Origin of the sequence: Peribacillus faecalis (assembly GCF_014712675.1) — a bacterium.
GTDB classification, from domain to species: domain Bacteria; phylum Bacillota; class Bacilli; order Bacillales; family DSM-1321; genus Bacillus_AD; species Bacillus_AD faecalis.
Map to the genome: position 1 here is coordinate 75,381 of NZ_JACXSI010000012.1, position 26,122 is coordinate 101,502.

At 43.4% G+C, this 26,122-nt stretch carries 32 protein-coding genes and 1 pseudogene; 7 read left to right on the forward strand and 26 right to left on the reverse strand.

Going from position 1 to position 26,122, the window contains the following annotated elements; genetic code table 11:
- The first annotated feature begins 17 nt into the window (after nucleotides 1–17).
- Together IEO70_RS06115 and IEO70_RS20415 are read left to right on the forward strand one after the other, a co-directional pair.
- Entirely contained in the window at nucleotides 18–536 is a 519-nt protein-coding gene (locus IEO70_RS06115; protein ID WP_190997480.1) for a GNAT family N-acetyltransferase, read from the forward strand.
- Nucleotides 533–790: a VOC family protein gene (locus IEO70_RS20415; RefSeq protein ID WP_407948676.1), complete on the forward strand. Its 258-nt coding sequence runs from the start codon at nucleotides 533–535 to the stop codon at nucleotides 788–790. The genes IEO70_RS06115 and IEO70_RS20415 overlap by 4 nt, the downstream gene beginning before the upstream one ends.
- On the opposite strand, the gene IEO70_RS06125 is transcribed toward IEO70_RS20415, so the two are convergent.
- Together IEO70_RS06125 and IEO70_RS06130 are read right to left on the reverse strand one after the other, a co-directional pair.
- Entirely contained in the window at nucleotides 695–1,513 is an 819-nt protein-coding gene (locus tag IEO70_RS06125; RefSeq protein WP_190997481.1) for an MFS transporter, read from the reverse strand. The two genes, IEO70_RS20415 and IEO70_RS06125, sit on opposite strands and share 96 nt — an antisense overlap.
- 201 nt (nucleotides 1,514–1,714) lie before the next feature.
- The gene (locus IEO70_RS06130; RefSeq protein WP_190997482.1) at nucleotides 1,715–2,092 is read right to left on the reverse strand and encodes a PH domain-containing protein; all 378 of its coding nucleotides are present in this window, start codon (nucleotides 2,090–2,092) and stop codon (nucleotides 1,715–1,717) included.
- 120 nt (nucleotides 2,093–2,212) lie between these two features.
- Between IEO70_RS06130 and fosB the strand changes: the two genes are divergently transcribed.
- The 3 genes from fosB to IEO70_RS06145 are packed head-to-tail and all read left to right on the forward strand — an operon-like array spanning nucleotide 2,213 to nucleotide 3,845.
- The gene (gene fosB / locus IEO70_RS06135; RefSeq protein ID WP_190997483.1) at nucleotides 2,213–2,623 is read left to right on the forward strand and encodes a metallothiol transferase FosB; all 411 of its coding nucleotides are present in this window, start codon (nucleotides 2,213–2,215) and stop codon (nucleotides 2,621–2,623) included.
- Nucleotides 2,613–3,086, forward strand: coding sequence for a DinB family protein (locus IEO70_RS06140; protein WP_328820878.1), 474 nt, complete (start codon nucleotides 2,613–2,615; stop codon nucleotides 3,084–3,086). The genes fosB and IEO70_RS06140 overlap by 11 nt, the downstream gene beginning before the upstream one ends.
- Before the next feature lie 15 nt (nucleotides 3,087–3,101).
- Nucleotides 3,102–3,845, forward strand: a complete 744-nt coding sequence (locus IEO70_RS06145; RefSeq protein WP_190997484.1) for a class I SAM-dependent methyltransferase — start codon at nucleotides 3,102–3,104, stop codon at nucleotides 3,843–3,845.
- 187 nt (nucleotides 3,846–4,032) lie between these two features.
- Here IEO70_RS06145 and IEO70_RS06150 read toward each other — a convergent pair whose 3' ends face one another.
- From IEO70_RS06150 to IEO70_RS20420, 10 genes are all read right to left on the reverse strand, one after another.
- Entirely contained in the window at nucleotides 4,033–4,659 is a 627-nt protein-coding gene (locus IEO70_RS06150; protein WP_190997485.1) for an HD domain-containing protein, read from the reverse strand.
- Nucleotides 4,660–5,331: 672 nt separating this feature from the next.
- The gene (locus tag IEO70_RS06155; RefSeq protein ID WP_190997486.1) at nucleotides 5,332–5,955 is read right to left on the reverse strand and encodes a precorrin-2 dehydrogenase/sirohydrochlorin ferrochelatase family protein; all 624 of its coding nucleotides are present in this window, start codon (nucleotides 5,953–5,955) and stop codon (nucleotides 5,332–5,334) included.
- Nucleotides 5,936–6,694 (reverse strand): sirohydrochlorin chelatase, encoded by a 759-nt coding sequence (locus IEO70_RS06160; protein ID WP_190997487.1) that lies wholly within the window; start codon nucleotides 6,692–6,694, stop codon nucleotides 5,936–5,938. The genes IEO70_RS06155 and IEO70_RS06160 overlap by 20 nt, the downstream gene beginning before the upstream one ends.
- 7 nt (nucleotides 6,695–6,701) lie before the next feature.
- Nucleotides 6,702–7,475, reverse strand: coding sequence for a uroporphyrinogen-III C-methyltransferase (cobA, locus tag IEO70_RS06165; protein WP_190997488.1), 774 nt, complete (start codon nucleotides 7,473–7,475; stop codon nucleotides 6,702–6,704).
- A 3-nt stretch (nucleotides 7,476–7,478) separates the two neighbouring features.
- A complete protein-coding gene (locus tag IEO70_RS06170; RefSeq protein ID WP_190997489.1) occupies nucleotides 7,479–7,697 on the reverse strand; it encodes a DUF3906 family protein in 219 nt (72 codons plus the stop codon).
- On the reverse strand, nucleotides 7,681–9,312 hold the full coding sequence (locus IEO70_RS06175) for a nitrite/sulfite reductase (protein WP_190997490.1): 1,632 nt from the start codon (nucleotides 9,310–9,312) through the stop codon (nucleotides 7,681–7,683). The genes IEO70_RS06170 and IEO70_RS06175 overlap by 17 nt, the downstream gene beginning before the upstream one ends.
- A gap of 12 nt (nucleotides 9,313–9,324) precedes the next feature.
- The gene (gene cysC, locus IEO70_RS06180) at nucleotides 9,325–9,924 is read right to left on the reverse strand and encodes an adenylyl-sulfate kinase (RefSeq protein ID WP_190997491.1); all 600 of its coding nucleotides are present in this window, start codon (nucleotides 9,922–9,924) and stop codon (nucleotides 9,325–9,327) included.
- An 11-nt stretch (nucleotides 9,925–9,935) separates the two neighbouring features.
- A complete protein-coding gene (sat, locus tag IEO70_RS06185; RefSeq protein WP_190997492.1) occupies nucleotides 9,936–11,081 on the reverse strand; it encodes a sulfate adenylyltransferase in 1,146 nt (381 codons plus the stop codon).
- 26 nt (nucleotides 11,082–11,107) lie between these two features.
- Nucleotides 11,108–11,803 (reverse strand): phosphoadenylyl-sulfate reductase, encoded by a 696-nt coding sequence (locus IEO70_RS06190; RefSeq protein WP_190997493.1) that lies wholly within the window; start codon nucleotides 11,801–11,803, stop codon nucleotides 11,108–11,110.
- Between the two features lie 89 nt (nucleotides 11,804–11,892).
- Entirely contained in the window at nucleotides 11,893–12,003 is a 111-nt protein-coding gene (locus tag IEO70_RS20420; RefSeq protein WP_407948731.1) for a YezD family protein, read from the reverse strand.
- Nucleotides 12,004–12,267: 264 nt separating this feature from the next.
- Between IEO70_RS20420 and IEO70_RS06200 the strand changes: the two genes are divergently transcribed.
- Nucleotides 12,268–12,717, forward strand: coding sequence for an SACOL1771 family peroxiredoxin (locus IEO70_RS06200; protein ID WP_190997495.1), 450 nt, complete (start codon nucleotides 12,268–12,270; stop codon nucleotides 12,715–12,717).
- A gap of 109 nt (nucleotides 12,718–12,826) precedes the next feature.
- Here the strand turns inward: IEO70_RS06200 and IEO70_RS06205 are convergent, their stop codons facing one another.
- From IEO70_RS06205 to IEO70_RS19960, 9 genes and pseudogenes are all read right to left on the reverse strand, one after another.
- Nucleotides 12,827–14,068, reverse strand: coding sequence for a dicarboxylate/amino acid:cation symporter (locus IEO70_RS06205; RefSeq protein WP_190997496.1), 1,242 nt, complete (start codon nucleotides 14,066–14,068; stop codon nucleotides 12,827–12,829).
- Nucleotides 14,069–14,511: 443 nt separating this feature from the next.
- Complete coding sequence (locus IEO70_RS06210; protein ID WP_190997497.1) at nucleotides 14,512–14,721, reverse strand: hypothetical protein; 210 nt, start codon at nucleotides 14,719–14,721, stop codon at nucleotides 14,512–14,514.
- A 13-nt stretch (nucleotides 14,722–14,734) separates the two neighbouring features.
- On the reverse strand, nucleotides 14,735–14,938 hold the full coding sequence (locus IEO70_RS06215; RefSeq protein WP_190997498.1) for a hypothetical protein: 204 nt from the start codon (nucleotides 14,936–14,938) through the stop codon (nucleotides 14,735–14,737).
- 78 nt (nucleotides 14,939–15,016) lie between these two features.
- Nucleotides 15,017–16,084, reverse strand: coding sequence for a sulfate/molybdate ABC transporter ATP-binding protein (locus IEO70_RS06220; protein WP_190997499.1), 1,068 nt, complete (start codon nucleotides 16,082–16,084; stop codon nucleotides 15,017–15,019).
- A 12-nt stretch (nucleotides 16,085–16,096) separates the two neighbouring features.
- The gene (gene cysW, locus IEO70_RS06225) at nucleotides 16,097–16,975 is read right to left on the reverse strand and encodes a sulfate ABC transporter permease subunit CysW (RefSeq protein WP_190997500.1); all 879 of its coding nucleotides are present in this window, start codon (nucleotides 16,973–16,975) and stop codon (nucleotides 16,097–16,099) included.
- A gap of 15 nt (nucleotides 16,976–16,990) precedes the next feature.
- Nucleotides 16,991–17,827 carry a sulfate ABC transporter permease subunit CysT gene (gene cysT, locus IEO70_RS06230; RefSeq protein WP_190997501.1) on the reverse strand — a complete coding sequence of 279 codons (837 nt, stop codon included), beginning with the start codon at nucleotides 17,825–17,827 and terminating at the stop codon, nucleotides 16,991–16,993.
- A gap of 68 nt (nucleotides 17,828–17,895) precedes the next feature.
- Nucleotides 17,896–18,945 carry a sulfate ABC transporter substrate-binding protein gene (locus tag IEO70_RS06235; RefSeq protein WP_190997502.1) on the reverse strand — a complete coding sequence of 350 codons (1,050 nt, stop codon included), beginning with the start codon at nucleotides 18,943–18,945 and terminating at the stop codon, nucleotides 17,896–17,898.
- Nucleotides 18,946–19,268: 323 nt separating this feature from the next.
- Entirely contained in the window at nucleotides 19,269–19,943 is a 675-nt protein-coding gene (locus IEO70_RS19955) for an HAD family hydrolase (RefSeq protein WP_235973514.1), read from the reverse strand.
- A gap of 48 nt (nucleotides 19,944–19,991) precedes the next feature.
- Nucleotides 19,992–20,489, reverse strand: a pseudogene (locus tag IEO70_RS19960) (GNAT family N-acetyltransferase); the annotation flags it as partial.
- A gap of 136 nt (nucleotides 20,490–20,625) precedes the next feature.
- Here IEO70_RS19960 and IEO70_RS06245 point away from each other — a divergent pair.
- Nucleotides 20,626–20,925 (forward strand): TIGR04104 family putative zinc finger protein, encoded by a 300-nt coding sequence (locus tag IEO70_RS06245; RefSeq protein WP_190997504.1) that lies wholly within the window; start codon nucleotides 20,626–20,628, stop codon nucleotides 20,923–20,925.
- Nucleotides 20,926–20,973: 48 nt separating this feature from the next.
- On the opposite strand, the gene IEO70_RS06250 is transcribed toward IEO70_RS06245, so the two are convergent.
- The 5 genes from IEO70_RS06250 to IEO70_RS06270 all read right to left on the reverse strand — a co-directional run bounded on the left by IEO70_RS06250 (nucleotide 20,974) and on the right by IEO70_RS06270 (nucleotide 26,118).
- A complete protein-coding gene (locus IEO70_RS06250) occupies nucleotides 20,974–21,762 on the reverse strand; it encodes an enoyl-CoA hydratase/isomerase family protein (protein WP_407948686.1) in 789 nt (262 codons plus the stop codon).
- A 7-nt stretch (nucleotides 21,763–21,769) separates the two neighbouring features.
- Nucleotides 21,770–22,540 carry a 3-hydroxyacyl-CoA dehydrogenase gene (locus IEO70_RS06255; RefSeq protein ID WP_190997506.1) on the reverse strand — a complete coding sequence of 257 codons (771 nt, stop codon included), beginning with the start codon at nucleotides 22,538–22,540 and terminating at the stop codon, nucleotides 21,770–21,772.
- Between the two features lie 19 nt (nucleotides 22,541–22,559).
- On the reverse strand, nucleotides 22,560–23,708 hold the full coding sequence (locus IEO70_RS06260; protein WP_190997507.1) for a thiolase family protein: 1,149 nt from the start codon (nucleotides 23,706–23,708) through the stop codon (nucleotides 22,560–22,562).
- Between the two features lie 13 nt (nucleotides 23,709–23,721).
- Nucleotides 23,722–24,858 carry an acyl-CoA dehydrogenase family protein gene (locus tag IEO70_RS06265; protein WP_190997508.1) on the reverse strand — a complete coding sequence of 379 codons (1,137 nt, stop codon included), beginning with the start codon at nucleotides 24,856–24,858 and terminating at the stop codon, nucleotides 23,722–23,724.
- 288 nt (nucleotides 24,859–25,146) lie between these two features.
- Nucleotides 25,147–26,118, reverse strand: a complete 972-nt coding sequence (locus IEO70_RS06270) for an NAD(P)H-dependent flavin oxidoreductase (RefSeq protein ID WP_190997509.1) — start codon at nucleotides 26,116–26,118, stop codon at nucleotides 25,147–25,149.
- Nucleotides 26,119–26,122: the final 4 nt, after the last annotated feature.

Consider the following 26,122-nt stretch of genomic DNA (forward strand, 5'->3'; position numbering starts at 1 on the left):
TAGGGGGATGAAAATAGTTGCTTGAAACAGGAAGATGTCTGATCATGCCTTTTGGAAAAACAGATTTGCTTGATGTCAAAAAATTATTCATAAACGCCGAAGTAAGAAAATTCCTCGGTGGCATCCGTCAAGAAGAATCCATACAAGAATTATTTGATGATATGCTAAATTCGAGTGATCGTTCCTCCTTTTATTGGGTTATTAGAGAAAAAAATACGGATGCATTTATTGGTTTAGTTTCACTTGACCCTCATCACGATGGCGTACACCTTGAAATTTCATATCAATTATTACCGAATTGGTGGAAAAAAGGCTATGCAACTGAAGTGGTCCACATGATCATTAATTATGCCTTTAACGAATTACACCTTACAAAGGTAGTAGCTGAGACACAAACTGCAAACAAGAACTCTTGTAAGCTTTTAGAAAGATTAGGTATGGAATTAGAACAGACAATTACTAGATTTGGAGCCGAGCAAGGCATTTATTCCATAAAAAACTATAATTATGGATTAAATAAAGGAGAAAGGCAATGAGTGAATCATTTATTGAACAAGTACATTATATTAGGATACCTGTAAAAGATTTGGAATTGTCTGCGCAATGGTATAGAGATATTTTAGGACTCCAGTTACTTAAACAAAGCAATACAGCCATTCCCTATCTGGAGATGGCTGTATTGCTTTTTCATAGTTTAATTGGCCTTTCTTATAACCGGATTAAGCACCATCAGCAACACGATGATAGCGCCGGCTGCTGCAATCGCAAGGAACATTTGCTGTACATTTAGGACAACTAATATGAATCCAGTCAGCATTAAAGCGACAGGGCTTACACTTTCGAGCAATACATTGACAGTGCTTTGCGAACGTCCAATCACCTCTCTCGGCACTTTCACCATAAATAATGAGCTAAGTGAAATATTGACTAATGGACTTCCGATGCCGACAATCGCAATCAACAGACAACTTAGTACAAAATTACCGCTAAAACTCAATAAGGCAAATCCTGCGAACATACAAACAAGACCACTGATAATGGGTACAATTTTAGGCAACCGCAGCATAAAGTTGATAACGATGGAACCGAGAAATATACCAATGAAGAAGGCAATTTCAATCGCTGCAAGCTCTGCCGCACTTTTAGCATAAATCGGCAGCAAAATTTCAACTGGGGCAAAAATAAAATTAATGAGTACTAAATAAAAAATTAATCCCCGTAAAATCGGTTCCTTCATAATCGTGCGGAATCCTTCCTTTAAATCCTTCATAAACACTGTTTTGTTCAATCTCTCTTCATGAACCTTCTCTGTTAATTCTTTTTGCTTAATAAACGATATAAAGATAATCGAGATGAAGAAGGCGGCTGCTTGAAATAGAAAGCCAAGCTGCAAGCTAATCGCCAGCAAAACACCGGCAATGGCTGGTGCCAGCAATCCAGATGCGACCTGGACAGTCGAAGAAACACTTTGGGCGCGCGGAATGAGCTGCGCTGGTACATGTCGAAAAAACAAAATAGGAAGCGAAAAATCATGAAGTAAACGGTTGCTCCATGCTTCAAGCAGGCGCTATAGAACAAGGAGTGTCAGTCCTAGGCCAAAATAAGCTCGGCATTCCTTTTTATGAAACGAATGCTCCATAGCTGAATCTGATTACGTGGTATTATAAAAGAACACGAAAAAACTGACTAATTCGTCTTAGTCAGTTTTTGCTTATTATTTACATACATGGTAGGCAAGTAACTTTTGAATTTCGACAATGCTGTTGCCTTTTTTGAACGTTTTCTCAATCGGAGTCGTTGAGCTTGAAATGTAAATTTTCAGCTCAGCATCTAAGTCAAAGGTTCCGGCCGTCTCCGTGCTGAAATGTGAAATACTTTTATACGGAATCGAATGATACTCTACTTTTTTCCCTGTCATTCCTTGCTTATCGGCAAAAATAAGACGTTTATCTGTGAAAATGATCAAGTCGCGAATTAGCTTATACGCTTGCTCAATATTCTCGCCCGGAAACAGCACATCCTTTAAATCCTCAGCAACAGCTTTAACATCAACCGATGATGAGTTCCCTAACAATCCATCCATAAATCCCATAAATATAACCTCCTCGTAAATACCTATACAATAATCTTAGCAAACAACCTGGCAATATATGTGTCACATTGAAATTTATCTTATGGAAAATTATGCTATCATGGAAATTGAGGTGAAATTATGAAAATAAACCATCTATTATTCTCTGTTTCAGATTTAGAAAAATCAATCCGCTTTTATGAGCAAGTATTTAACGCAAAGCTATTAGTAAAAGGCAGAAGCACCGCCTACTTTGACTTAGACGGATTATGGCTGGCCTTGAATGAAGAAAAGAACATTGAACGCAACACCCAGTCATATACGCACATTGCTTTTTCTATTGAAGAGTCGGAAATTGAGGCAATGTATGAAAAATTACAGCGTCTGAGCGTGAACATTTTGTCCGGCAGAGAACGAAGTATCCATGATAAGAAGTCGATTTACTTCACAGATTTAGACGGTCACAAATTCGAATTTCACACAGGTACGTTGCAAAATCGATTGGATTATTACAAGCAGGAAAAAGGGCATATGGAGTTTTATGATGAATAAATATTGTCGAAATACTCTCCACCAAATACAAGTCGCTGTAACGACCTTAATTGAAGTAATGGATACATTAGAGAAGGAAGATTTGCATAAACGTCCAACATTAGACAAGTATTCAGTCGGAGAATTGCTGAATCACATAACAACAATTTGCAGTGCAGACATGCTCATTTCCACTGGAGCTTCACAGGAGCAAATACAAAATTTTTACGCTGAAGTAACGTATTCATCATTGGCAGAAATGAAAGTGGCACTCATGAAAAATTATTATGTGCTACAAAAACATTATTCCAATCTGACAGAAGATGAGCTTTTTACAAAAAGTAGCTCCTATTGGGGTGTGACGTATACAAAATACGAATGGTTACTGGAAATATTGGCTCACCTGTATCATCATCGCGGGCAATTGCATGCGATACTCGTTCATTGTTATCAACTAGACCCTAAAGTAGCTTTATTCGAATAGAGGAAGGTGTATTATATGAAAACCAGTTGGAATGCAAACTTATATGATACGAAGCACGGCTTTGTTTCTAAATATGGAAATGAACTAGTAGACCTGCTTGCCCCAGTTGCCGGCGAGCGTATTCTTGATCTTGGCTGTGGTACAGGCGATTTAGCGAAAAGGTTAACTGAATTAGAAGTTGAAGTAGTTGGTGTCGATCAGTCGGAATCAATGGTACAGCAAGCAAAAGCCAAGTATCCGGAGATTGCTTTCGAGGTCCAAGATGCGACGAAGCTGCCGTATGACAATGAATTTGATGCAGTCTTCTCCAATGCCGTACTTCATTGGGTCAAAGAGCCGGAGCAGGCACTCGCCGGAATTTACCGAAGCCTAAAGCCAGGTGGAAGATTTGTAGCAGAGTTCGGCGGCAAAGACAATGTTCAGGCAATCATTTCAGCCATTATCTCGCAGCTCCCGGAATTCGCAGCCAACCAGTTCCCATGGTACTACCCGAGTATCGGCGAATACGCGACATTAATGGAAACAGCGGGCTTTCGCGTCACGTTTGCCTGTCATTTTGACCGACCAACACCGCTTGATGGCGAAAATGGGTTACGCAACTGGATTGACATGTTCGCCGGCAGCTTTTTTGAAGGCATTTCTACCGAGCAACAAGCCTTTATTATTGAAAAAGTCGAAGAGCAACTGAAACCTGTTCTGTTCGTTGACGGAAAATGGATTGCCGACTATAAAAGATTGCGTGTAGTAGGGATAAAATGAAGAATTGAAGTCCGGCAGTTTGCGCTTAGCTGCCGGATTCATCCGAATTTCATCATCATTCATCCGCTTTTGAAATTAATTCGTCCGAGCTTCATAAGAATTCGTCCACTTTCGAAGACAATTCCTCCACATCCCGAAATAATTCTTCCACTTTTCAAAATAATTAAGCCGAATATAGGACAAAGTATCATCCCCCAGCAACTTCACGCTTCAACTGCTCAACATCAAACCCAGCATCACGAAGCTTCAACTCTGCATCCTCTTCAATCAGTTCCTTCAACAATGTCATCACCGGATCAAAGTCGGTATGCTTGCCAATCATGAAGCTCATCCGATGCTCGACATCAAGCCACGTGCTAATATCCGCTTCGTTATGCTGAATTTGTGCTTCTAGTTTATCAAGCGCATTGGCGACCTTTGCCTCAAACGTTTCTTTATGCTCAAACTCCATCCAAAGCTGATATACATCCTCGCCTAAGCTGTCCGGCAGCATATCGCGTATTTTCTCGATTGCTTTTAGCTCGTTCACTTGCTTCTGCTTCTTCAGCTCGGTATCATTCATCGTATCAAAGGCTGGAATATCGTGCGCCTCCGCTTCCACCAAATCATGTACAATAATCATCTTCAGCAATTTCGTGCTGTCAACTTTCCGAACCAAATACGGCTCAATCAGCATCGCCATCAGCGACACTCGCCACGTATGCTCTGCAACACTTTCTTGCCTGCCATCCGACAGCCAGCTATGTCGCAGCTCGCTCTTTAGCTTTTCGCCGAGCTTAATTACCTCTAGAATTTGCACTAAATTGTCTCTCATGGATGCTCCTCCAAATAGTTACCACTTTATCCTATCATACCGAAAGTTTTGCCGACATTATTCCAAAATCGCTCAATTGAACGAAAGGCCGGTTTTATTTTCGGTGCTCTATCCGGGATGCAGACGCTCTTTAATAAGCATTGACGCTCTATCATCCTAGTCTCGAGCTCTATAATTTGCTTTCGCGCTCTATCATTAGCTCCTCGCGCCCTATAATTTGATTTTGCGCTCTATCATTGCCGGTTCGCACTCTATCATCCTATTAATATCGCAATTTTTCGAGCCAAAACGTAAATCCTACTATTTATTGATCACCTTCTTCGAGAAAACTTACAAATTTGGCTGGCTTTTCATTAAATTCCTTTTCCCCGGCGGTATTTTCTTTCAATTGAACGAACGGCCGGTTACTATTGCTGTTCGAGGGTGCTATTCCCATCGCGAAGACGCTATTCTTTAATTGACCGCTCTATCGACTTACACGACGACGCTATTTTTTCATCCACCGCGCTATTGTCCTCGGTGACGACGCTATTTTTTCGATAACCGCGCTATCTTTCCCAGCGACGACGCTATCCGCTTCTTCAGCGCGCTATCGCCGACACGAAGGCGCAATTTTTTCAAGCAAGAGTCTATAAATCTTTAAAAATACGGCAAAAAACCGCCAATTCATCATCAGCGGCTTACTTTTTTACTCAATTTCTCTAATTCCAGCAGTTTTTCATCGCATAGCAACTCATTCAATCGGTATCGGTCATCTAAGATCTCGAGCAAAATGTCTTGCTTCTGCTCAAAACCCAAATCGGAACGCAACACGAACTCCCGAGCTTTCCCCAAAAAGTCAGAATACACAATCCAAGAAGCATCAAATTGATGCTCTAGCTCTTTTTTCAGCTTACGCGTCAGCTTTGGACTTGCTCCACTTGATGTGACGGCGATTTGCAAGTTGCCTCGTCTCACAGTTGCTGGAAACAGCACATTGCCGCTATTCGCTTCATCAACAACGCAAACGAGCTGATGAGCAGGAAGCGCCGCGCGCAATGCTTGGTTCGCCTCATGGTCATTCGTCGCCAGCACCACGAGCAGCGCCTCAGCAAAATCTTCTGCAACAGCTTTGCGCTCAATCAAGCGATAACCAGGCTCCTCGGCTAGCGCAAGTACTTCCTCAGAGAATTGTGGTGCGATAATTGTAATTGCTGCTTGCTCACCGCCCAGTACTCGTGCTTTGCGGGCAGCAATTCTGCCGCCACCGGCAATCACAACCGAGCGATCTTTCAAGTCAATAATTAGAGGCTGCATGTATGTCTACACTTCCTTTCCCTGAAGCTCTCGCTACCACTAACTCTTTAATCGCCGCATGTCTGCTTAATGCATCAGCTGCAACAATCGATAACCCTGATTTATGCTTCTTTCTCACTGCGCTCTGCACCTCGGATAACAGCAAGCCGCCAAACAGCAAATACGGCACGACAACAATCGAACCGCTCGCTTCATCGCAAATCTGCTCCAATCCGTCAGCAAAACTTGGCTCCGCAGCAGCCAAATAGCACACATTAACCCGCTCAACACCAAGCCGTGATTGAAGCCCGGAAGCAATCACGGCAAAATCGCGCTGAATACCCGCATCACTGCTGCCGCGTCCGACAAGCAGTAACGAATCTTGAGCAGACAGCAGTCCTGCTGTTCCCAGAATCAACTCAACCATCGCATCCAAAATCGACTCCTGCACCCCGAATGCTTCCAACAGCTTCACACTTACATGCGGATACTGCTCCTGCAACGTTCGCAGCACATCAGGAATATCATGCTTCATATGCCCAGCCGTCAGCAGGAAGATCGGCACGACATCAATGTTCATCGCACCTTGCTCGACACAGCGCTTGAAGCCCTCTTCAATTGAAGGCTCCGTCAGTTCGAGAAAGCTAATTTCCTGAATCGGTTCATTCACTTCATTTATCACACTTTGCAAAAATCGCTTCGCTTCCTCTGCTCCTTTTTTCGAGCGTGTCCCATGACCAACATATAAAATCGCCCGCATCTTTCGCTTACCTCACAACCGGTATTTGCGAGGCGATTTCTTCCTCAAACCAGTGCAATTTATCATGTAAAGAGACAACCTCACCAATGACAATCATACTAGGGTTGGCAATGCCTGATTCCTTCACAAGCTCCACAATGTTCGAAAGCGTTCCAACTACTTTTTGCTGATCGCGGTATGTGCCCCAATGAACGAGCGCAATCGGCGTTTCTTCCGATTTGCCATTTTGCACAAGCTTACTCACAATGCTTGGCAGATGCGACACACCCATATAAACACAAATTGTATCAACAGCCTTCGCTAAATGCTCCCATTGATGGCTTGCTTCTTCATCACCAAGCTGATGACCAGTAATGAAAGCAAAGCTTTTGCTAAGCGTCCGGTGTGTGACCGGAATGCCGGCATAAGCAGAAGCCGCGATCCCAGACGTAATACCCGGCACAACTTCAAAGTGAACATCGGCATTGGCACAAGCCTCTGCTTCCTCGCCGCCACGCCCGAAAACAAACGGATCGCCACCCTTTAAACGGACAACATTCAGGCCCTTCTTCGCATACTTCACAAGAAAATGGTTAATCGTCTCTTGCTTCATCGTATGATAATGCGGAAGCTTGCCGCAGTATATGAGCTGGGCATCTTTTTTTGCTAGTTTCAAAAGTTCAGGATTGATGAGGCGGTCGTAAAGCACGACATCCGCCTCTTGTAAACAACGCAAGCCTTTCACCGTTAATAAATCAGGATCGCCGGGACCTGCTCCGACTAAATATACTTTTCCAGCCATGCTTTACCACCCCTTCTCATCTTCGTCTAAAATATAGCCACTCCGCTTGCCAATTCGCTTCTTCTCGCGCATTGTGACATCGCGAATTTCCGGCGTGCTCAAGTAAAATTTCTCAAGCTCAACATCCAAATGGTTGAAAGCTGCATCATCATCCTCGGCATGAATGATGGCGACCACTTCCTTCTCTTCTAATTGCACTTCAAATCTATAAAGATACGCCATTAACTACCTGCTCCAATATCCCATCGTACACTTCTTGAATCGCCGGTAATCCTAAACGGTGCACAAAGTCAAAATATGATTCGCCGGCAGCTTTCTCCGACTTGAAATGAATCAACAATTTCTCAAGCACATTCGTTAGCTGCTCAGCGGGCACTTTTCCTTTTAACTTTTCATTGAATTTGCCGCCTGCATTCAATGTGCCACCTACGTATATTTCATATGCTTCAACCATTTTCTTTTCATGGTTACGCATTTTCATCCCTTGCAGACCAATATCAGCAATTTGACGCTGACCGCATGAGTTCGGGCAGCCGACCATATGCATTCTCACCGGCACATCCAGTTCAATACGCTGATCCAACTCTTCTGCGATTACACGCATGCGCTCTTTCGTTTCCACCAATGCCAGATTGCAATATTCAATACCTGTGCACGCAACCGAATGGCCAAGGAAAGAATTCGGATTGATCGTAATGCGCTTGAAAATCGGCTCAGCCAGCAATGCTTCGACATTTTCAGTCGGTATGTTTGGAATAATCAGATTTTGTGAGTTACATGTTCTAATCTCGCCATTACCGTACTTCCCTGAAATTCTAGCAAGCTCAAACACTTCATCAGCATCTAGTCGTCCGACTGGCACATTGAATCCGAGGAACTTCAAGCCTTCTTGCTTCTGATCATGAACACCGTAGAAATAACCAGCATTCCACTCTTGAACCGGCTCCTCACCTTTTGTCGGAAGCGGACCGATTAGTTCTGTAATTTTCTCTAAAAATTTCTCCGGTCCCCAATCAGCAACCAAGAACTTCAAGCGCGCCTGATGACGCTTTTCGCGGTAGCCGTAATCACGGAAAATCGTTGTAATCGCAATCGCTACCTCAAGTGTACGTTCCGGCTCAACGAAAGCATCTAATGTTTGCGCTAAAAACGGTCTTGAAGATAGACCGCCACCCACTTTAACATGGAAGCCTTTTTTCAGTTCACCATCGATTTCTTTCACTGCTGGCGTAAACGACAAGCAGTTAATTTCCGCATTCGATGCGTTTCTCAAATTGGCGCTAATTGACACTTTATATTTTCTCGGCAAATTAGAAAAGTCTTCATTGCGCTGGAAGAAATCATAAACCTCTTTTACAATCGGCGCCGTATCAAATAGCTCATCCGGGTCTAGACCGGCAATCGGGTTTCCGACAATTGTACGAGTAATATCGCCACACGCTCCTGCACTTGACAGTCCGACCGCTTCCAAACGGTTAAAAATATCCGGAACTTGATCGATTGTCAGCCAGTGAAACTGAACAGCTTGACGTGTCGTAATATCAAATACACCGCGGCCATAATCACGGGCAATGCCAGCAAGCGCCTCTACTTGCGGTTTTGTCAAAATCCCTGACGGCACATTGACACGCATCATGAAATAGCCGGCTTCTTTCGGTTTTTGCAAATAAAGCCCCGCCCATTTAAACAAATCCCATTGATCCTGCGGAATCGATTCAAAACCATCCTTCGCATATTGCGGGATATCGTCTAAAATTCGTAGTCCGTCCTTTTCTAACTTTGATAGTTCTGTTTTGTTCAGCTTCTCGTTGTCAGCCCAATGCTTTACGTATGCCAAATTGTTTCCCTCCTATATAACCTTCTTTTCAATTAAGTATTGTTTAATGATATTCACAGCTTCCTCTACACTTGCCAAATCCGAGCGAATTGTTATCTCAGGAGCTAGCGGCTCCTCATAAGGCGAATCGATGCCTGTAAAATCTTTAATTTCTCCGCGGCGTGCTTTCGCATATAACTGCTTCGGATCGCGGCGTTCGCATTCTTCAATCGGACAGTGAACGTACACTTCAATAAATTCTCCCTCAGCGAACAGATCACGCACTAGTTGGCGGTCGCTCCGGAACGGAGAAATAAATGCTGTTGTCACAATAGCGCCGCTGTCAACAAACAACTTCGCCACCTCACCAATTCGACGAATATTTTCCGAACGGTCTTCATCAGAAAAACCTAAATCTTTATTCAAGCCATGACGAATGTTATCTCCATCAAGGACATATTCACTAATCCCTTCCTGAAACAAATGGCTAGAAAATGCATTGGCGATTGTCGATTTGCCGGATCCCGATAAGCCAGTAAACCAAAGAACGCAGCTCCCATGTCCGTTATGTCTATGACGATCTTCTTTCGTAATCGCAGCTTCATGCCACGTAATATTGCTTGATTTGCTCAACACTACCCCTCCTATACTCTCGCTTCTGTTTTCAAGCCTTCAATAAGCACTTCGACCACTTCTTTGCGGCTGAATGTAGATGGCGGCAATTCGCCAGCACGCAGCAATTCGCGCACCTTAGTACCTGATAAAATTACGCGCTGCTCCGAGCCATGCGGACACGTTTTGTCAGAAGCCATTCCTTCGCAAGCGTGGCAATAAAAGCTATGTTCAAAAAACAGCGGCTTAATGCCAAGCTCTTCTTCCGTAAATTCGCTGAATATATGCTGCGCATCATATGTGCCGTAATAATCGCCGACACCGGCATGATCGCGCCCGACTATGAAATGCGAGCAGCCAAAGTTTTTACGGGCAATCGCATGAAAAATTGCTTCGCGCGGACCGGCATAACGCATCGCCGCTGGATAAACGCCGAACAGAACACGATTTTTAGGATAATAGTTTTCAAGCAAAACGCGATAGCTCTTCAGACGTACATCAGCAGGAATATCATCCGACTTAGTCTCGCCGACTAGAGGATTCAAAAATAAACCATCGACTGTCTCTAACGCTGCCTTCTGAATGTATTCATGTGCGCGATGCACCGGATTTCTCGTTTGGAAACCGACAACTGTTTTCCAGCCTTTTTCTTCGAATAGAGCGCGTGATTGTTCCGGCTCAAACCAAACATCAGCAGCCACTCCGCGGTCCGGCTTCTTCACAAGTACAACCTCACCGGCCACATACACATTGCCTCTTTCAAACAAGTGCTTCACACCCGGATGCGCTGCTTCTTCTGTCTTGTAAACCTCGCGCGCTTCTTTTTTCAAATCAGGAGTATACAGTTCGGAAATAGTAATGACGCCATAAGTAATGCCTTCATGCACTAACTTGACTGTTTCACCGATTTCAAGTCCCGATGCTGTCGTTTCTGTCACCGGCAAAGTTACCGGAATCGACCATACCGTACCATTTTCAAGGCGCATCTTTTCTACAACAGATTGATAATCATTTTTTCCTAAAAAGCCTGTTAGTGGACTAAACAAGCCTACGCCAATCAGTTCTAAATCGCTCAAGGCAATGGCATCTATGTTTATTTGTTTTTCAATCGTCTCTGTATTGAATGACGGATTATATGCATTGATTAGCTCGCCGCCATGTGGTTTCGGTATACTCATCTATTATTCTCCCTTTCTATTGCTTATTAATTGGTATGCAGACCGCACTCAGTTTTGCCGCTTCCGCTCCAGCGCCCTTCCCTGCTGTCGCCGTCATTGCTAACTGGTGATGTACAAGGAAAGCAGCCGATGCTCGGATAGCCGCGGTCATGCAATGCATTGTATGGCAATCCTTTTTCTCGGATATATGTCCACACTTCATCCCACGTCCAATGGATAATCGGGCAAATTTTCACATTTTGAAACTTAGCGTCTTCATTTAAAAATTGCGTATTGGCACGAGTCGGCGATTGCTCTCTCCGCAAACCGGAAATCCAAGCCTGCTTAGAAGACAGTGCTTCTTGAAGCGGGATTACCTTACGTATTTGACAGCAGCTGTTCGGCTCTCTTTTCCAAAGTGCTGGCCCATGCTGTTCCCGTTGTTCATCCAGTGTCAATGCAGGCAGCTTCCGCTCGATTTTCAGCTTCGGATAGCGAGCCTCCACCGCCTCAATGACGTCATACGTTTCAGGAAAATGAAGCCCTGTATCAAGAAAAACGATGTCAGCATCTGGCTTAATCTCACTAATCAGATCTATCAGCACCATCGCTTCTGCCCCAAAGCTTGAGGCATAAACGAGCTGTCCTTCTTCATACGTGTTGTACGCCCACTGAAGTACTGCCTTCGCCCCCTTTGTCTCATCATCACTCGGAAAAACTTTTTGCAAATCAATATTTACCATTTCTCGCATCTCCTCGGCTTAATAAAAAGGCAGTCTTCTCCCACGCATTCATGTATAACGTAAAAAAAGACCGCCTCTAGTTTGTCTAGTCAGCGCGTTTTATTGGATGGAAGGCGAACCTTCTCATTTTTCTCAATTTGTATTACTTTACCGTCTTGCACCACTAAGGTAATTGACCCGAATTTAACAGTCTCCAGCATTTTTTCCAGATGCTGAACGACAGCATCCCATTCAGACGATTTCAGAGTCGTTCGCCTCCTTTTCATAATCCAGTTTTAGCAATATTATGCATTTTCCCATAAGATTAAATTAATCCTACCATACTAATAAGATTTGTCAATATTAAATCACAAAAATTTCAGAATAATAAATCAAAACCATGATTATCAGTATGCGTAAAGCATAAAGCGTGCGACTATTGCCTCTATATTCTACAATTAGTGTAAAAACTTGGAGGGAATACAATGGCAGAACATCGTTTTCATTTAAAGGCTCATTGGCCGCATTCAAGCAAGGAAGCCGGCAATATTGAAGCTGGCAATCTCGTAACGCAAATCTCGATTCCGGCCGAAATGAACGGTCCCGGCATCGGAACTAATCCGGATGAAATGTTGCTTGGGGCAGCTTCGACATGCTACATCATTACCCTTGCCGTTATGCTCGAATATAAGAAACTCGAGAAAGTCGATTTAACAATGGAATCAGAGGGAATAGTCGAAGTTTCAGCTGGTGGCACACCTACTTACAAAAAAATCATCCATCGCCCGCTGCTTACGCTAAAAAGTGACGCGACAGACGAAGACATTGCCATTGCCCATAAACTTGCTGCAAAAGCAGAAGGCTCCTGCATGATCAGCCGTGCTCTAAAAGGCAATGTGGACATTACATCTGAGATTACTGTCATAAGAGCGTGAATCGGTCTTTTTCACCATGAATATACTACTTAGATTCAAAAAAAGCGGCGGGAGTATCTGATTAGAAACTCCTGCCGCTTCGTTGTATTCATAATTTCCCAGTGGAGAATTAAACCGCAACTTCGGCTTCTTCTTCCTCCGCTTCCTTTCTCTTCTCTTGCTCAGAGATAAATAAAGCACATGCTGTATCCCCCATGATATTCATAGCCGTACGCGCCATATCAAGCAGACGGTCAATACCAAGAATCAAGCCGATTCCTTCAACCGGAAGGCCAACAGATGACAACACCATCGCTAGCATAATCAAACCTACACCCGGCACACCTGCTGTACCGATACTTGCTAGCACAGCTGTTAACACAACAGTCAGTAACGCCGTGAAGTCTAATTGAACACCATATACTTGCGCGATGAAAATTGTCGCGACACCTTGCATAATTGATGTACCGTCCATATTGATTGTTGCCCCCAAAGGCTGAACAAAGCTGCTGATTGATTTCTTAACTCCCAATTTATTTTGGGCAAGATCCATCGAAACCGGTAATGTCGCACTGCTGCTTGATGTACTGAATGCTACACTCATCGCCGGTGCAAATTCCTTCAAGAACCAAATTGGACTTTTCTTAGCCAAGAACCAAATCGTGCCTCCATAAGTGACAATGCCATGAATCACAAGAGCGATCAAGACAACAAACATGTAGGCGCCCATTGCTTTCATAGCGCCAACTCCTTGACTTCCGACCGCTGTCGCAATCAGACCGAATGTTCCGTATGGAGCAAGTCGCATTACTAATTGCACTAAATACATCATGACATCGTTTCCTTGCTCAATTAAGCTGACAAGCCCTTTCGTTTTCTCACCTAGGGCAGTCAATGCAAGACCGACTAAAACAGACATCAAGATAATTTGCAGCATATTTCCGTCAGCAAACGCTTGAAATGGATTTGATGGAATAATATTTAGTAATGTATCTGTAACCGAAGTTGTTTCTGCTACTTCATAGCTCGCATTTTCTGTATCAAATGTTCCTTTCGTACCCGGCGATATGACAATCGCAAGTGACATCGCAATGATAATAGCAATCGCAGTTGTGGTTAAAAAGTAGCCAATAGTTTTCAAACCGATTCTTCCAAGTTTTTTCGGATCTCCTAAACCGGTGGTCCCTAAAATAATGGAGAATAAGACCAATGGAACTACAAGCATCTTAATGGAGCTAGTGAAGATTTTTCCAAGAGGATAAAACAAATAACTATCTAAATAAGTGAATAATGTCGGAGCATATAGATTTAATCCTAAACCTACCAACGCACCCAAAACTAGTGCAAGAAGAATTTTTTTCGTTGATTTCATTAACATCATCCTTTCTTAGTTGTAAAGATATGACTTCCCATTTCACTGCTTCATACGGCAATTCGTGATGCTATTCTAAAAATACAAATATTCAATCTTTAATGATAAATTTTTTTCAAGAATAATAAATCAATAAAGTTTGCTGTTTCATTAAAAAAATGCTTGTAACCGTTAAGAAGTGGATGAATATGAGAAGGAGATTAATAAATCAGTAGAACACAATTAGAATAATTTAATAAGGAATAGGTAGTTTTAACTATGTTTACCAGTTACATATATTATATTAAAATAATTAAATTTCGTAAAATGAAATCTTTTCCATTTTAATTTTTTATTGTTTTTTCGCCAGCTGTAAACGTTTTTAAGAGACATTTCTTTCGTAAAGACGAAAAATAAAAAGCACCCGAACAAAAATATTCGGAATGCCTTTTTTCTCACTCTTTCTAACGCAACTGAACCTTCACACCATTCTCAAAATCAGTCTCATTAATCAGCCAGTTATCGGATAAAATTTGCTTCAAGATAGCGAGTTGCTGTACATCGATTTGCAGACGTTCCACACCGTTTTCAGTCAAGTTATAATCGCGGTCAGCCAACTTGCCGAACTTCAGCTGCAGCAGCCTTTGCAAACCGTTAATCGTCACAAATCTCACCTGATAGCCGTCCTCAACAATTGAACGGAAAAACTTGCTGTCCTCCTCGGCAAACTGCCAAGAGCACATTGAAGTCGAAGTTCGTTTCAATATCGTCCCAAACACTGACATCCTTCTTCTCGATTTGAGTTAGCAACTCTTGATTGCTGACAGAATGACTGCGCAACGTCTCAATCATATACGCGATCGGTAAAGAAATTTGGTTTATTTCCATCATCAAATCTCCTTTTCATTATGTATATCGCTTTATCATAGCACAACAAAAGAGCATCCGAACCGAATGCCCTTTCTCTCGCTATATCACAAAATCAAAAAATACCTTGAGCTCTTTTGGCTTCACATAGATTGTATCGCCTTTTTGCAGTTGCAGTTCTTCACGGTTTTCCTTTGAAATTTCAACCTCAACCATTTCATCATTGTCCTTACGTTTTAATTCAACGCGCACAACCGGACCGACTGCATGGATATGGTCGACAACCGCTTCAATCGATGTGTCATCAGACGCTACCTTCTCAAGCAAGAAATCATGTGGACGTGTATAGCCGATACCATTACCGTCTTCCTCTTTCTCAAGACCGGGTACATCTAGCGCATAATTCCCGGTTTGCAACTTGCCATTGCGTACCTGTCCGGAGAATGTATTCACACTGCCGAGAAAATCATATACAAACGGATTGGCCGGATTTTCATATACTTCAGATGGACTGCCGATTTGCTCGATTTTTCCTTCATTCATGATAACGATACGGTCAGCAACATCCATCGCTTCTTCCTGGTCATGTGTTACGAACACACTCGTAATCGGAAAATCATTGTGAAGCTTACGGAGCCAGCGACGCAGCTCTTTACGCACTTTCGCATCTAAAGCGCCGAACGGTTCATCTAATAGCAGCACTCTCGGCTCGACCGCAAGTGACCTTGCCAGCGCAACCCTCTGCCTTTGTCCTCCTGACAGCTCATTCGGATAACGATCGCCGAACTGCTCAAGTTTAATCAACTTAAGAAGCTCCGTTACTTTTTCATCAATTGCCTGCTTGCTCGGTCTAAATTTTCGCGGGCGTACTCTAAGACCATAAGCGATATTTTCATAGATTGTCATATTGCGAAATAGCGCATAATGCTGGAATACAAAGCCTACTTGTCTTTCACCTATGCCGACATGCGACAAGTCCTGTTCATCGAATAAAACTTTTCCTTCATCCGGCACTTCCAGACCGGAAATAATTCGTAATAACGATGTTTTTCCCGAACCTGAAGGACCTAACAGCGCAACTAGTTCACCGCTCTTAATTTCTAGATTGATATCATGCAAAATTGGCGTATTGCCAAACGATTTTGAGATATTTTGAACCGAAATCGACATGAGTCATCCTCCTTATCCGACTTTCTTTGAACGATAGTTGCCTTTTCGCTCAATAATATTTTTTATAACAAGCGTTACAATCGCCATTAATGACATGAGTGATGCGACTGCAAAAGCCGCTGAAAACTGGTATTCGTTATACAAAATCTCAATGTGCAGCGGCATCGTATTCGTCAGGCCGCGAATATGTCCAGATACGACCGAGACAGCGCCGAATTCGCCAATCGCGCGGGCATTACACAAAATAATCCCGTAAAATAATCCCCATTTAATATTCGGCATTGTTACCTTCCAAAACGTTTTAAATCCTCCTGCACCAAGCACAAGTGATGCCTCTTCCTCTGAAGACCCTTGGCTTTGCATAAGCGGAATGAGCTCACGGGCAACAAACGGCATCGTGACAAACAAAGTCGCAAGTACAATGCCTGGCACCGCGAACAAAATTTTAATATCATTCGCTGCCAAATACGGACCGAGAAAACTGTTCGGACCATAGAGCAAAATAAAGATTAGACCAGCAATGATCGGCGAAACCGCGAACGGCAAATCAATCAATGTAATTAAAATGCTTTTACCCTTAAACTGATATTTAGAGATAGCCCAGGCAGCCGCTACACCAAAAATCGCATTGAGCGGCACGACAATCACCGCCACTAAAAGCGTCAGTTTTATAGCCGATAATGCATCCGGATGTGTAATTGAAGCAAGATACACATCCACTCCCTTTTCAAACGCCTTCACAAAAATCGCAACAAGTGGCAGCACGAGGAAAAGAGAAAGAAACAACAACGACACAGTGATTAATATAATGCGGACAAATAGTGGCTCTGAAGTTCTGCTTTTCACTGCTGTTTTTACCGCCTTTTTGCCTGCTTCCGTTTGAATTTGCATGTCTTTCCCCCTCCTTTATCCGTTCATAAATCTTCTGCTTGAATACCATTGCAAAAGATTAATGCACAGTAATATTACAAAAGTCGCCACTAGCATAACTGTCGCAATCGCTGTCGCTCCGACATAGTCATACTGCTCTAGCTTTGTCATAATAATGAACGGCGTGATTTCGGTTTTGAACGGCATATTTCCCGCAATGAAAACAACCGATCCATATTCCCCAAGCGCTCTCGCAAACGCCAATGTAAATCCGGTTAAAATCGCCGGCACCAGCTCCGGCAATATAACTTTCCGAAACGTCTGCAGCCTCGTCGCACCAAGAAGCGAAGACACTTCTTCCACTTCTTTTTCGATATTTTCAAGTACTGGCTGCACCGTCCGAACGACAAACGGTAAGCCGATAAACACAAGTGCAATCATAATACCAAGCGGTGTAAATGCAATTCGAAATGAAAAAAATTGCCCGATCCAACCGTTCTCTGCATATAACGTAGCCAGCACAATCCCTGCGACAGCAGTCGGCAAAGCAAACGGTAAATCGACAAGACTATCCAAAATTCGCTTTCCCGGGAAATGATAGCGTGTCAGCACCCAGGCAATCAGCACACCGAAAATCGCATTAATGATCGCTGCGGCAAACGCTGTCCCAAAGCTTAGCTTATAAGAAGCAACAGCCCGATCATCTGTCACCGTTTCCCAAAATCCGCTCCACCCAAGCGAAGTCGTATTTAGAAAAATCATCGCCAATGGAATGAGCACAAGCACACCCAAATATAAAATCGTAAAGCCCATCGTCAATCCGAATCCGGGCAATACGGTCGCTTTCCTGCCTACTTTTCTCTTCATCCTCATCCCTACTTTTCTAAAGACAATGACTTATAGAAGCATACGCCCCTATAAGTCATTGTCTTTATATTCCTTTACTGCTGATAAATTCCGTCAAATGTTCCGCCGTCATTGAAGTGAGTTGTTTGCGCTTTTGTCCAGCCGCCGAAGTCTTCATCAATTGTGACGAATTCGATTTCCTGGAACTGATCCGCATATTTTTTCAGCACTTCTTCATTACGAGGTCGGTAATAATTTTTCGCAGCGATTTCTTGGCCTTCCTCGCTATATAAATACTCTAAATAGGCTGTTGCTACTTCTCTCGTTCCTTTTTTTTCGGCGATTTTATCGACAACCGCTACAGGCGGTTCAGCTAAAATACTTAGTGACGGAGCGACAATTTCAAACTTATCTTCGCCAAGCTCGTTGATGGAAAGGAATGCTTCATTTTCCCATGCGATCAGCACATCGCCAATACCGCGCTCAACGAAGGTTTGTGTCGAACCACGCGCTCCGGAATCTAGCACCTCAACATTTTTGTAAAGCTTTTTCACGAAGTCTTTCACTTTTTTCTCATCATTATCATATTGCTTTGTAGCAAATGCCCATGCAGCTAAGTAGTTCCAGCGCGCGCCGCCTGATGTTTTCGGGTTCGGTGTAATAACCGAAACATCATCACGAATTAAGTCATCCCAGTCTTTAATATTTTTCGGATTACCCTTTTTCACCAAAAATACGATGGTCGAAGTATATGGTGTGGAATTATCCTCTAATTTGCCTTGCCAATCTTTTTCTAAAAGGCCCGCTTCCGCAATTGCGTCTATATCGTAAGCTAATGCCAATGTCACTACGTCTGCCTCATTTCCGTCAATAACAGAACGCCCTTGTTTCCCTGAGCCACCATGCGATTGATTAATCGTCACTTTCTGGCCGTGCTCGCTCTCCCATTGTTTCGCAAATGCTTGATTGAATTCATCATATAGTTCACGGGTCGGATCATACGATACATTCAATAGCTCAACCGGTTCTTTTGAAGCTTCTCCGGAAGTTTTCGATTTATTTTCGCTTGCTGATTCATCCGAACCGCATGCAGCCAGCACCCCTATAAGTAAAACTAGTGACGCTGATAATAACCACTTTTTCATTTTGGAACCCCCACATTCATTTTTCGTTTGATTGCTGCTGTTTAGAGAAAAAAGAAAGGCTCCTAACATGCAAAGTGAAAGACACACCTTGCATATTAAGAGCCTTCGGTTTTCCGATCAGCCAACAGTTTATTTTCTTATATCAAACTATAATACTCATTAATCCTAGTTGTCAACTAAGTTTTTGGGAAATTTTTATTTTTTTCCAAATTTTCTTCTCTAGCTTAATCCTTTTCAAATGCGGGGTGTTCTCTTAATGTCGGAAGAGTTATCATTAAATTCAGAGAAAAAAGGGAGAAATGCTCAGTTCCTCCCGAATATTATCATGCTTTTTGAACAATCGGCAAAAGCTCAAGCAAGTCATTAATCACATAATCCGCCTGAGCAAGCTCGTCCTCTTGAGCAAACTCGAAACGGCAACCTATTGCCAAAAAGCCGTTACATTTCGCTGCCTCTATGTCCGATAATCGATCACCTACTACCGCACCTTTTGTTATACCATATTTCTTCTTAATTGCCGCGACTAGATCACTCTTCTTCATCGTCGCAATCCGTTCTATACTAAATGTTTGTGTAACCCAGCAATCCAGTCGATAATAACTGACAATCGCCTGCAAATAAGCAGTTTGACCATTACTTGCGATAATAAGCTCATAGCCTTTTTCTTTTAGAGACTGAAGCATCTCTATCGTATTTGGATATAACGCGCCATTCCCTTCCTGTATATGCCGAATCAGCTGTTCATGAAAAATTTCATTCGCTTTGTTCCGTACAGTTACAGGCTGATTCGGCAAAAGTGTTGCCCAAACGTCAGGCAGCGGTACGCCGATAATCTTTCGATATGTATCAATAGGCGTTTTTTTCGACCATAATTCCCGTTCCCGCAAATATTCGAACGTGTCATGAAGTGCCGTCTCTAATATTTTATCCGTCTGAAAAAGTGTGCCATCCATGTCAAAAATGATGGCGAACTCCTCACAATTCAAATATTTTTCCATCGTCGCGACCGGAACTGAAAAACCATTTGGATTCGTTGCTACCTCCGTTTTCGTCACCTGAAAGCCAATCGATTCGTACAATTGAATATTCTCAGGCAGTTCGGCACGCACAAGACACTCGATTTTTTTTATCTCGTAATCTTTCGCGTAATTTTCGAGCCATGCAAGCATAGCTTTCGCTAATCCTTTTCCTCGTTTCTCCGGCTTCACAGATAGCCGTGAAAAATATAATGCCTGACCCTTTAGTTTGAACCGTACCGAACCTGCTGGCACACCATCAACTAAGCATAAAATCGCTTGTTCCTCCCCTGAACGATAAGCATTCAGCAGCTGATCGAGCGGCTCTGTCACAGCGCTTGAAGGCACCACTAAATTACGGTATTCCTCAAACGCTTCCCTCATCATCCTATGTACATCAAATAAATGCTCCTCTGCCGCTAAATGAATGTCCGTCTTCATAATTCCTCCCAATAAATTTAAATATTTCCAATCATAAAACCAGGTTAACATATACGGAATTATTTTTCTTAAAATTAAATTCCCCATCAAGGAAACCTCAAAATATAAAACTATATTTAGATTCCACTTTCTTTGTTTATTCGCCAATTTAACTATTTTCCTTCTCGGCCCCTTTTTATCGTTGGTAAAATTAGTTAAAATCAAATAAAGGAGGTCGCTACATATGGCAGCTTGTCAAAAATGTCACAAACAGTGGAGCTGGAAAGAGATCACAAAAAAATCTTTTACCTTCGAGATGAAAATGGACTGCCCTCATTGTGGTCAAGTTCAATACATGTCGGCAAAAGCTCGTAAAAAAGCAATCAATTTCGCTATGATTCTACAACTAATTTGGTTGCTTCCGCTCTTTCTAGGAGCAACATCCTACTTCACCATCATAAGTGTCTGCACCGCACTCATCATGAGCATCACCCTTAGCCCGTTTCTTTTAGAATTAAGCAACGAAGAAGAGCCTTTATGGTAAAGAACAAAAGCTGTCCGAAAAGCCAATGCTTTCCGGACAGCTTCTTTCTTATTGATTAAATACCGGAGAACGTTTCTCCAAGAAGGCTCTTACCCCTTCTTTCACATTGTCCGTTTCAAATACATCAGCAAATAGTTCGCGTTCAAGCGCAAGGCCTGTCTCTAAGTCTTTCTCAGCTCCTTTATTAACCGCTTGTTTAATGAAGCTTAAGGCATCAGCTGAGTATTGCGCGATTTTGCCGGCCAAAGCCTGTGCTGCCGCCAACCCTTCCCCGCTTGGCACAACTTGGTTCACTAAGCCAAGCTCCAATGCTTGCTGTGCTGTAATCGGGTCGCCTACAAACATTAATTCCTTCGCTTTAGATGGTCCGACGATACGAGGCAGTCTTTGTGTTCCGCCGCCGCCTGGGAATAGCCCTAACTTAATTTCAGGCAGTCCGATTTTCACATGCTCTTCTGCGATACGGATGTCGCACGTTAATGACAGCTCGCAACCGCCACCAAGCGCTAGACCATTCAGGCTTGCGATTGTCGGCTTAGGAAGATCCGCAATTTTATTCAACACTTCATGTACAGACGCATTTCGCTCGAGTTTCTCCGCTTTCGTGGCATTCATTTTTTGCGGAAATTCTTTAATGTCAGCTCCTGCCATGAAAGCTCTGCTGCCGTTGCCTGTCAATACAACAGCGCCGACTGCCGGGTTGGAAGCAAGCTCTGTAAAAATTCCATCCAACTCCTGCGTCACTTGGCTACTCAGCACATTCATAGGCGGATTATCGATTGTGACCGTCGCTACACGATTTTCAATTTCATATTTTACTAGTTCTCCCATTCTCAATTCCTCCTTATTTAGGCTGCATACGAATCGCGCCGTCCAAGCGGATTGTTTCGCCGTTTAGCATAGGATTTTCAATAATGCTAGCCGCAAGCTGCGCGTATTCTGTCGCTTTGCCCAATCTTGGCGGGAATGGCACCATTGCGCCAAGTGCCTCAATCGCTTTTTCCGGCAATCTTGAGAATAACGGCGTATCAATCAGTCCAGGCGCAATTGTCATGACACGGACTCCATCGCGGGCAAGATCGCGCGCCAGCGGCAATGTCATACCGACAACGCCTCCTTTAGAAGCGCTGTAAGCGACCTGCCCCATTTGACCTTCGAAAGCGGCGACAGAAGCTGTATTGATGATGACACCTCTTTCGCCTTCTTCATTCGGCTCGTTTTGTACCATTTTTTCTGCCGCTAAACGAGTGACGTTGAATGTACCGATTAAATTGACTTCAATTACTTTCGTGAAGCGGCCCAAATCATGTGCTACCCCTTTACTCACTACTTTTTCACCATTTCCGATGCCGGCACAGTTGACGACTGTATTGACCTTGCCGAATTTCTCTATTGTTTGCTGCACAGCCGCGCGAACGTCTTCTTCACTTGCGACATTCGCTTGAACAAAATGAAGCACTTCAGGTCCTAACTCTTCTAAAAGCGCCAAGCCTCTCTCAACATTCAAATCAATGACCGTCGCTTTGCCGCCATTGGCGACAATACGTCTCACTGTTGCCTCTCCTAATCCGGATGCGCCGCCTGTTACAATCGCTACTACATCTTTACTCTTCATAAATTTAGCCCCCTATTAATTAAATTCTTTCAATAATTGTTGCATTCGCCATGCCGGCGCCTTCGCATATTGCCTGCAAACCATACTTACCGCCTGTTCTTTCCAATTCATGCATTAATGTAATCATGACTCGTGCGCCGCTTGCCCCAAGCGGATGACCTAAAGCGATAGCACCGCCGTTTACGTTCAATTTCGCTGGATCTGCTTTGAGTTCTTCCATCCAGCAAAGCGGAACTGGCGCGAACGCTTCATTAACTTCATATAAATCAATGTCTTCAATTGACATACCGACTTTATCTAATGCCATTTTTGATGCTTCGATTGGACCTGTCAGCATCAAAGTAGGATCAGATCCGACAACTGTCCGGGAAATAATTTTGAACTTCGGCTTCAAGCCCAGTTCAAGCGCTTTTTCTTTTGACATAATTAATAGTGCAGCTGCACCGTCGCTCATTTGGCTTGCATTGCCGGCATGAATGACACCGTTTTCTTTAAACACCGTCGGAAGTGTCGCTAGCTTCTCAATCGTCGAACCTCGGCGCGGTCCTTCATCTTGTGTCACTAATGTTTTCGTGCCATCCTCAAGTGTCACTTCAACTGGCATAATCTCACGGTCGAAACGGCCTTCATTTTGCGCTTGAATGGCCCGGCGGTGACTTTCAAGTGAAAATTCATCTAGTTGCGTACGGCTGTAGCCCCATTTTTCCGCGATTCGCTCCGCTGACAAACCTTGATTGATCAGCTCGTAGCGCGACGCCAGCTCCGGACTGTTTTTCGAATTTTTTCGTGTCGAGCCCATCGGCACACGCGTCATGCTCTCGACTCCCCCGGCAATGACAATATCCATGTCACCACTTAAAATCGCCTGAGCCGCGAAGTGAACCGCCTGCTGGCTTGACCCACATTGTCTGTCAATCGTCGTGCCCGGCACATGAATCGGAAAATCTGCAATAAGAGCAGAAGAGCGCGCAATGTTCAACGCTTGCTCTTCAACCTGCGATACACAGCCGATAATAACATCTTGCACGATATCTTTAGAAACACCTGCGCGTTTCATCAGCTCACTTAGTACACCCGCAAGCAATTCATCCGGACGATTGTTACTGAAAACTCCTCTGCTTTTTCCGACCGGTGTTCTGACACCTTCTACAATAACCGCTTCTCTCATTCTCTTTTCCCCCTTATAATCCTAGTCTTTTCGCTACAATTTGCTTCATAACTTCATTAGATCCCGCATAAATTGACGTTACCGCGATATCACGGTATCTTCTCGCAATCGGGTATTCTTCCATGTAGCCATAGCCGCCATGAAACTGCATACATTGGCCGATGACACGCTTAGCCATTTCTGTCGTCCACCATTTTGCCATCGATACTTGTGTTGCAACATCTTTATTTGCCATATGCTGGACAATGAGATCGTCGAGGAACATGCGCCCAAGCTCGACCTCAGTTGCCATTTCGGCAATTTTAAATTGTGTATTTTGCAAGCTTGATAGCGTCTTGCCGAACATCGGGCGCTGTTTGACATATTCAATCGTCATTTTCAACGACTCTTCTGCTGCTGTTTGTGCCTGAATAACACACACTAGCCGCTCCTGCTGCAGTTTTTCCATTAAATAATAGAAACCTTTATTTTCTTGACCTAATAAATTTTCTGCCGGCACGATTGCATCTTCGAAAATCAATTCCGACGTATCAGCCGCATGCTGCCCGATTTTCTCCAGTTTTTTACCGCGCTTAAAGCCCGGTGTTCCTTCCTCGACAACAATGAGACTGATCCCTTTATGTCCGGCATTCATATCCGTTTTACAGGCGACAATGACAAGATTGGCTTTCAAACCGTTTGAAATGAACGTTTTCTCGCCGTTAATGACGTAATGATCGCCCTTCTTCACTGCTCTCGTTTGGATGTTGCCCAAATCGGAACCGGCACCCGGCTCGGTCATCGCAATTGCAGTCGACCATTCTCCGCTGACGCATTTTGGAATCCAACGGTCCTTTTGCTCTTCCGTTCCATAAGTCGCAATGTATGGAACGATAATATCATTATGAAGACCTGTTCCGATGCCGCTGGCTACCTTCTCAAACTCTTCTATTAAGACGACTGAATAAGCAAAGTCTGCATTAAAACCGCCATATTTCTCTTCCGCCCACGGTACGAGGAAACCTTGCTCGCCAAATTTACCCCACAAATCTTTCGGCGTGCTCCTCTGCTTCTCCCATTCATGGAAAAACGGTCTGACTTCCTTATCAAGAAACTTCCTTACAGACTCGCGAAAAATCTCATGCTCTTCTTTTAAATACTTATGTGCCATCCTCTTTTCACCCTCTATTACTAAAATTGTTCTGCTAATCTTATAGATGCAAGAACTGTGCCAACACAGAAAATGCTAAAATTCCCGTTTCAACCGAACCATTTTTGTATGAAATTAAGACACCAATAAAATCAAGTTGTGTGCGATGTTAAAATTAGGTAAAAAAAGTAAGACAATCTCTCTTATTTAATTCGAAATGCCACTTTTTCAAAATAATCGGCACAACCATTAAAACTGAACAAAAAAATGCACAGAATCCCACACCCCATGCATTTCTCAACAATCTATTTAACTAGTAATCCCGACCTTCGTCAGCTCTGCTAACGCATGGTCGTGCTCTTCTTTCAATTGGCGAACAACTTCGGCAATCGGCTGCACTTCTGTTATAGAGCCGACACCTTGTCCGGCAGACCATATATTTTTCCATGCTTTCGCTTCCTCGTCATGGACGACTTCAACTTTGTCCTTCTTCTTCAAATTGCTTACATCAAGACCGGCTTTAATGATGCTCTTCGTAAGGAAATTAGCATTCACACCGCTGATTGCATCTGTATAAATAATATCCTGTGTTGTTGATTCAATTATCATTTCTTTGTACTCTTCATCAGCTGCCGCTTCTTCCGTCGTAATGAAACGTGTGCCCATATAAGCAAAATCGGCACCTAGCGCTCTAGCCGACAGCACGTCACGGCCATTAGTCAGACAGCCCGCCAAAATGATGAGGCCGTCCCAAAATTGTCTAACCTCTGCAACAAACGCATACGGATTTAAAGTGCCTCCGTGTCCGCCCGCTCCGTTACAAACTAAAACAAGACCGTCCACACCAGCTTCTGCCGCTTTCTTCGCGTGCTTTGTACTGATGACATCCGAGAATACTTTACCACCGTATGAGTGAACAATTTCCACTTCCTTCACCGGCTTGCCTAGTGATGTAATGACAATTGGCGGCTGATATTTTTTAATGATTTCCAAGTCGCCTTCGTAGCGATGATTGGAAGAATGAACAATTAAATTGACACCCCAAGGCGCAATTTTTGCGTCCGGATTTTCTACCTTTAAGCGGCTCAATTCGCCAGTGATTTCTTCCATCCACTCAATCAATTGCTCTTCTGTGCGGGCGTTCAATAACGGAAACGTCCCGATTACACCTGATTTACAGCTTTCAATAACCATTTTCGGCTTTGAAATAATAAACATCGGAGAAACAATCACCGGCAACACCGTTTCATTTTTTACTTGTTCTAAAAATTCATTATGCATCTTA

Bases quoted from the DNA above. Each gene is read 5' to 3' on its own strand.
- IEO70_RS06160 (WP_190997487.1), bottom strand. From the start codon at position 6,694: ATGCGGGCGATTTTATATGTTGGTCATGGGACACGCTCGAAAAAAGGA.
- IEO70_RS06170 (WP_190997489.1), bottom strand. From the start codon at position 7,697: ATGGCGTATCTTTATAGATTTGAAGTGCAATTAGAAGAGAAGGAAGTG.
- cysT (WP_190997501.1), bottom strand. From the start codon at position 17,827: ATGAGGATGAAGAGAAAAGTAGGCAGGAAAGCGACCGTATTGCCCGGA.
- IEO70_RS06260 (WP_190997507.1), bottom strand. From the start codon at position 23,708: ATGAGAGAAGCGGTTATTGTAGAAGGTGTCAGAACACCGGTCGGAAAA.
- IEO70_RS20420 (WP_407948731.1), bottom strand. From the start codon at position 12,003: ATGCTGGAGACTGTTAAATTCGGGTCAATTACCTTAGTGGTGCAAGAC.
- IEO70_RS20415 (WP_407948676.1), top strand. From the start codon at position 533: ATGAGTGAATCATTTATTGAACAAGTACATTATATTAGGATACCTGTA.
- cysW (WP_190997500.1), bottom strand. From the start codon at position 16,975: ATGCAAATTCAAACGGAAGCAGGCAAAAAGGCGGTAAAAACAGCAGTG.
- IEO70_RS06155 (WP_190997486.1), bottom strand. From the start codon at position 5,955: ATGCAGCCTCTAATTATTGACTTGAAAGATCGCTCGGTTGTGATTGCC.
- IEO70_RS06205 (WP_190997496.1), bottom strand. From the start codon at position 14,068: ATGAAATCAACGAAAAAAATTCTTCTTGCACTAGTTTTGGGTGCGTTG.
- IEO70_RS06235 (WP_190997502.1), bottom strand. From the start codon at position 18,945: ATGAAAAAGTGGTTATTATCAGCGTCACTAGTTTTACTTATAGGGGTG.
- IEO70_RS19955 (WP_235973514.1), bottom strand. From the start codon at position 19,943: ATGGAAAAATATTTGAATTGTGAGGAGTTCGCCATCATTTTTGACATG.
- IEO70_RS06150 (WP_190997485.1), bottom strand. From the start codon at position 4,659: ATGAGAGACAATTTAGTGCAAATTCTAGAGGTAATTAAGCTCGGCGAA.
- IEO70_RS06265 (WP_190997508.1), bottom strand. From the start codon at position 24,858: ATGGCACATAAGTATTTAAAAGAAGAGCATGAGATTTTTCGCGAGTCT.
- IEO70_RS06145 (WP_190997484.1), top strand. From the start codon at position 3,102: ATGAAAACCAGTTGGAATGCAAACTTATATGATACGAAGCACGGCTTT.
- fosB (WP_190997483.1), top strand. From the start codon at position 2,213: ATGAAAATAAACCATCTATTATTCTCTGTTTCAGATTTAGAAAAATCA.
- IEO70_RS06190 (WP_190997493.1), bottom strand. From the start codon at position 11,803: ATGGTAAATATTGATTTGCAAAAAGTTTTTCCGAGTGATGATGAGACA.
- sat (WP_190997492.1), bottom strand. From the start codon at position 11,081: ATGAGTATACCGAAACCACATGGCGGCGAGCTAATCAATGCATATAAT.
- cobA (WP_190997488.1), bottom strand. From the start codon at position 7,475: ATGGCTGGAAAAGTATATTTAGTCGGAGCAGGTCCCGGCGATCCTGAT.
- IEO70_RS06255 (WP_190997506.1), bottom strand. From the start codon at position 22,540: ATGAAGAGTAAAGATGTAGTAGCGATTGTAACAGGCGGCGCATCCGGA.
- IEO70_RS06270 (WP_190997509.1), bottom strand. From the start codon at position 26,118: ATGCATAATGAATTTTTAGAACAAGTAAAAAATGAAACGGTGTTGCCG.
- IEO70_RS06245 (WP_190997504.1), top strand. From the start codon at position 20,626: ATGGCAGCTTGTCAAAAATGTCACAAACAGTGGAGCTGGAAAGAGATC.
- IEO70_RS06215 (WP_190997498.1), bottom strand. From the start codon at position 14,938: ATGATGGAAATAAACCAAATTTCTTTACCGATCGCGTATATGATTGAG.
- IEO70_RS06140 (WP_328820878.1), top strand. From the start codon at position 2,613: ATGATGAATAAATATTGTCGAAATACTCTCCACCAAATACAAGTCGCT.
- IEO70_RS06200 (WP_190997495.1), top strand. From the start codon at position 12,268: ATGGCAGAACATCGTTTTCATTTAAAGGCTCATTGGCCGCATTCAAGC.
- IEO70_RS06220 (WP_190997499.1), bottom strand. From the start codon at position 16,084: ATGTCGATTTCGGTTCAAAATATCTCAAAATCGTTTGGCAATACGCCA.
- IEO70_RS06130 (WP_190997482.1), bottom strand. From the start codon at position 2,092: ATGGGATTTATGGATGGATTGTTAGGGAACTCATCATCGGTTGATGTT.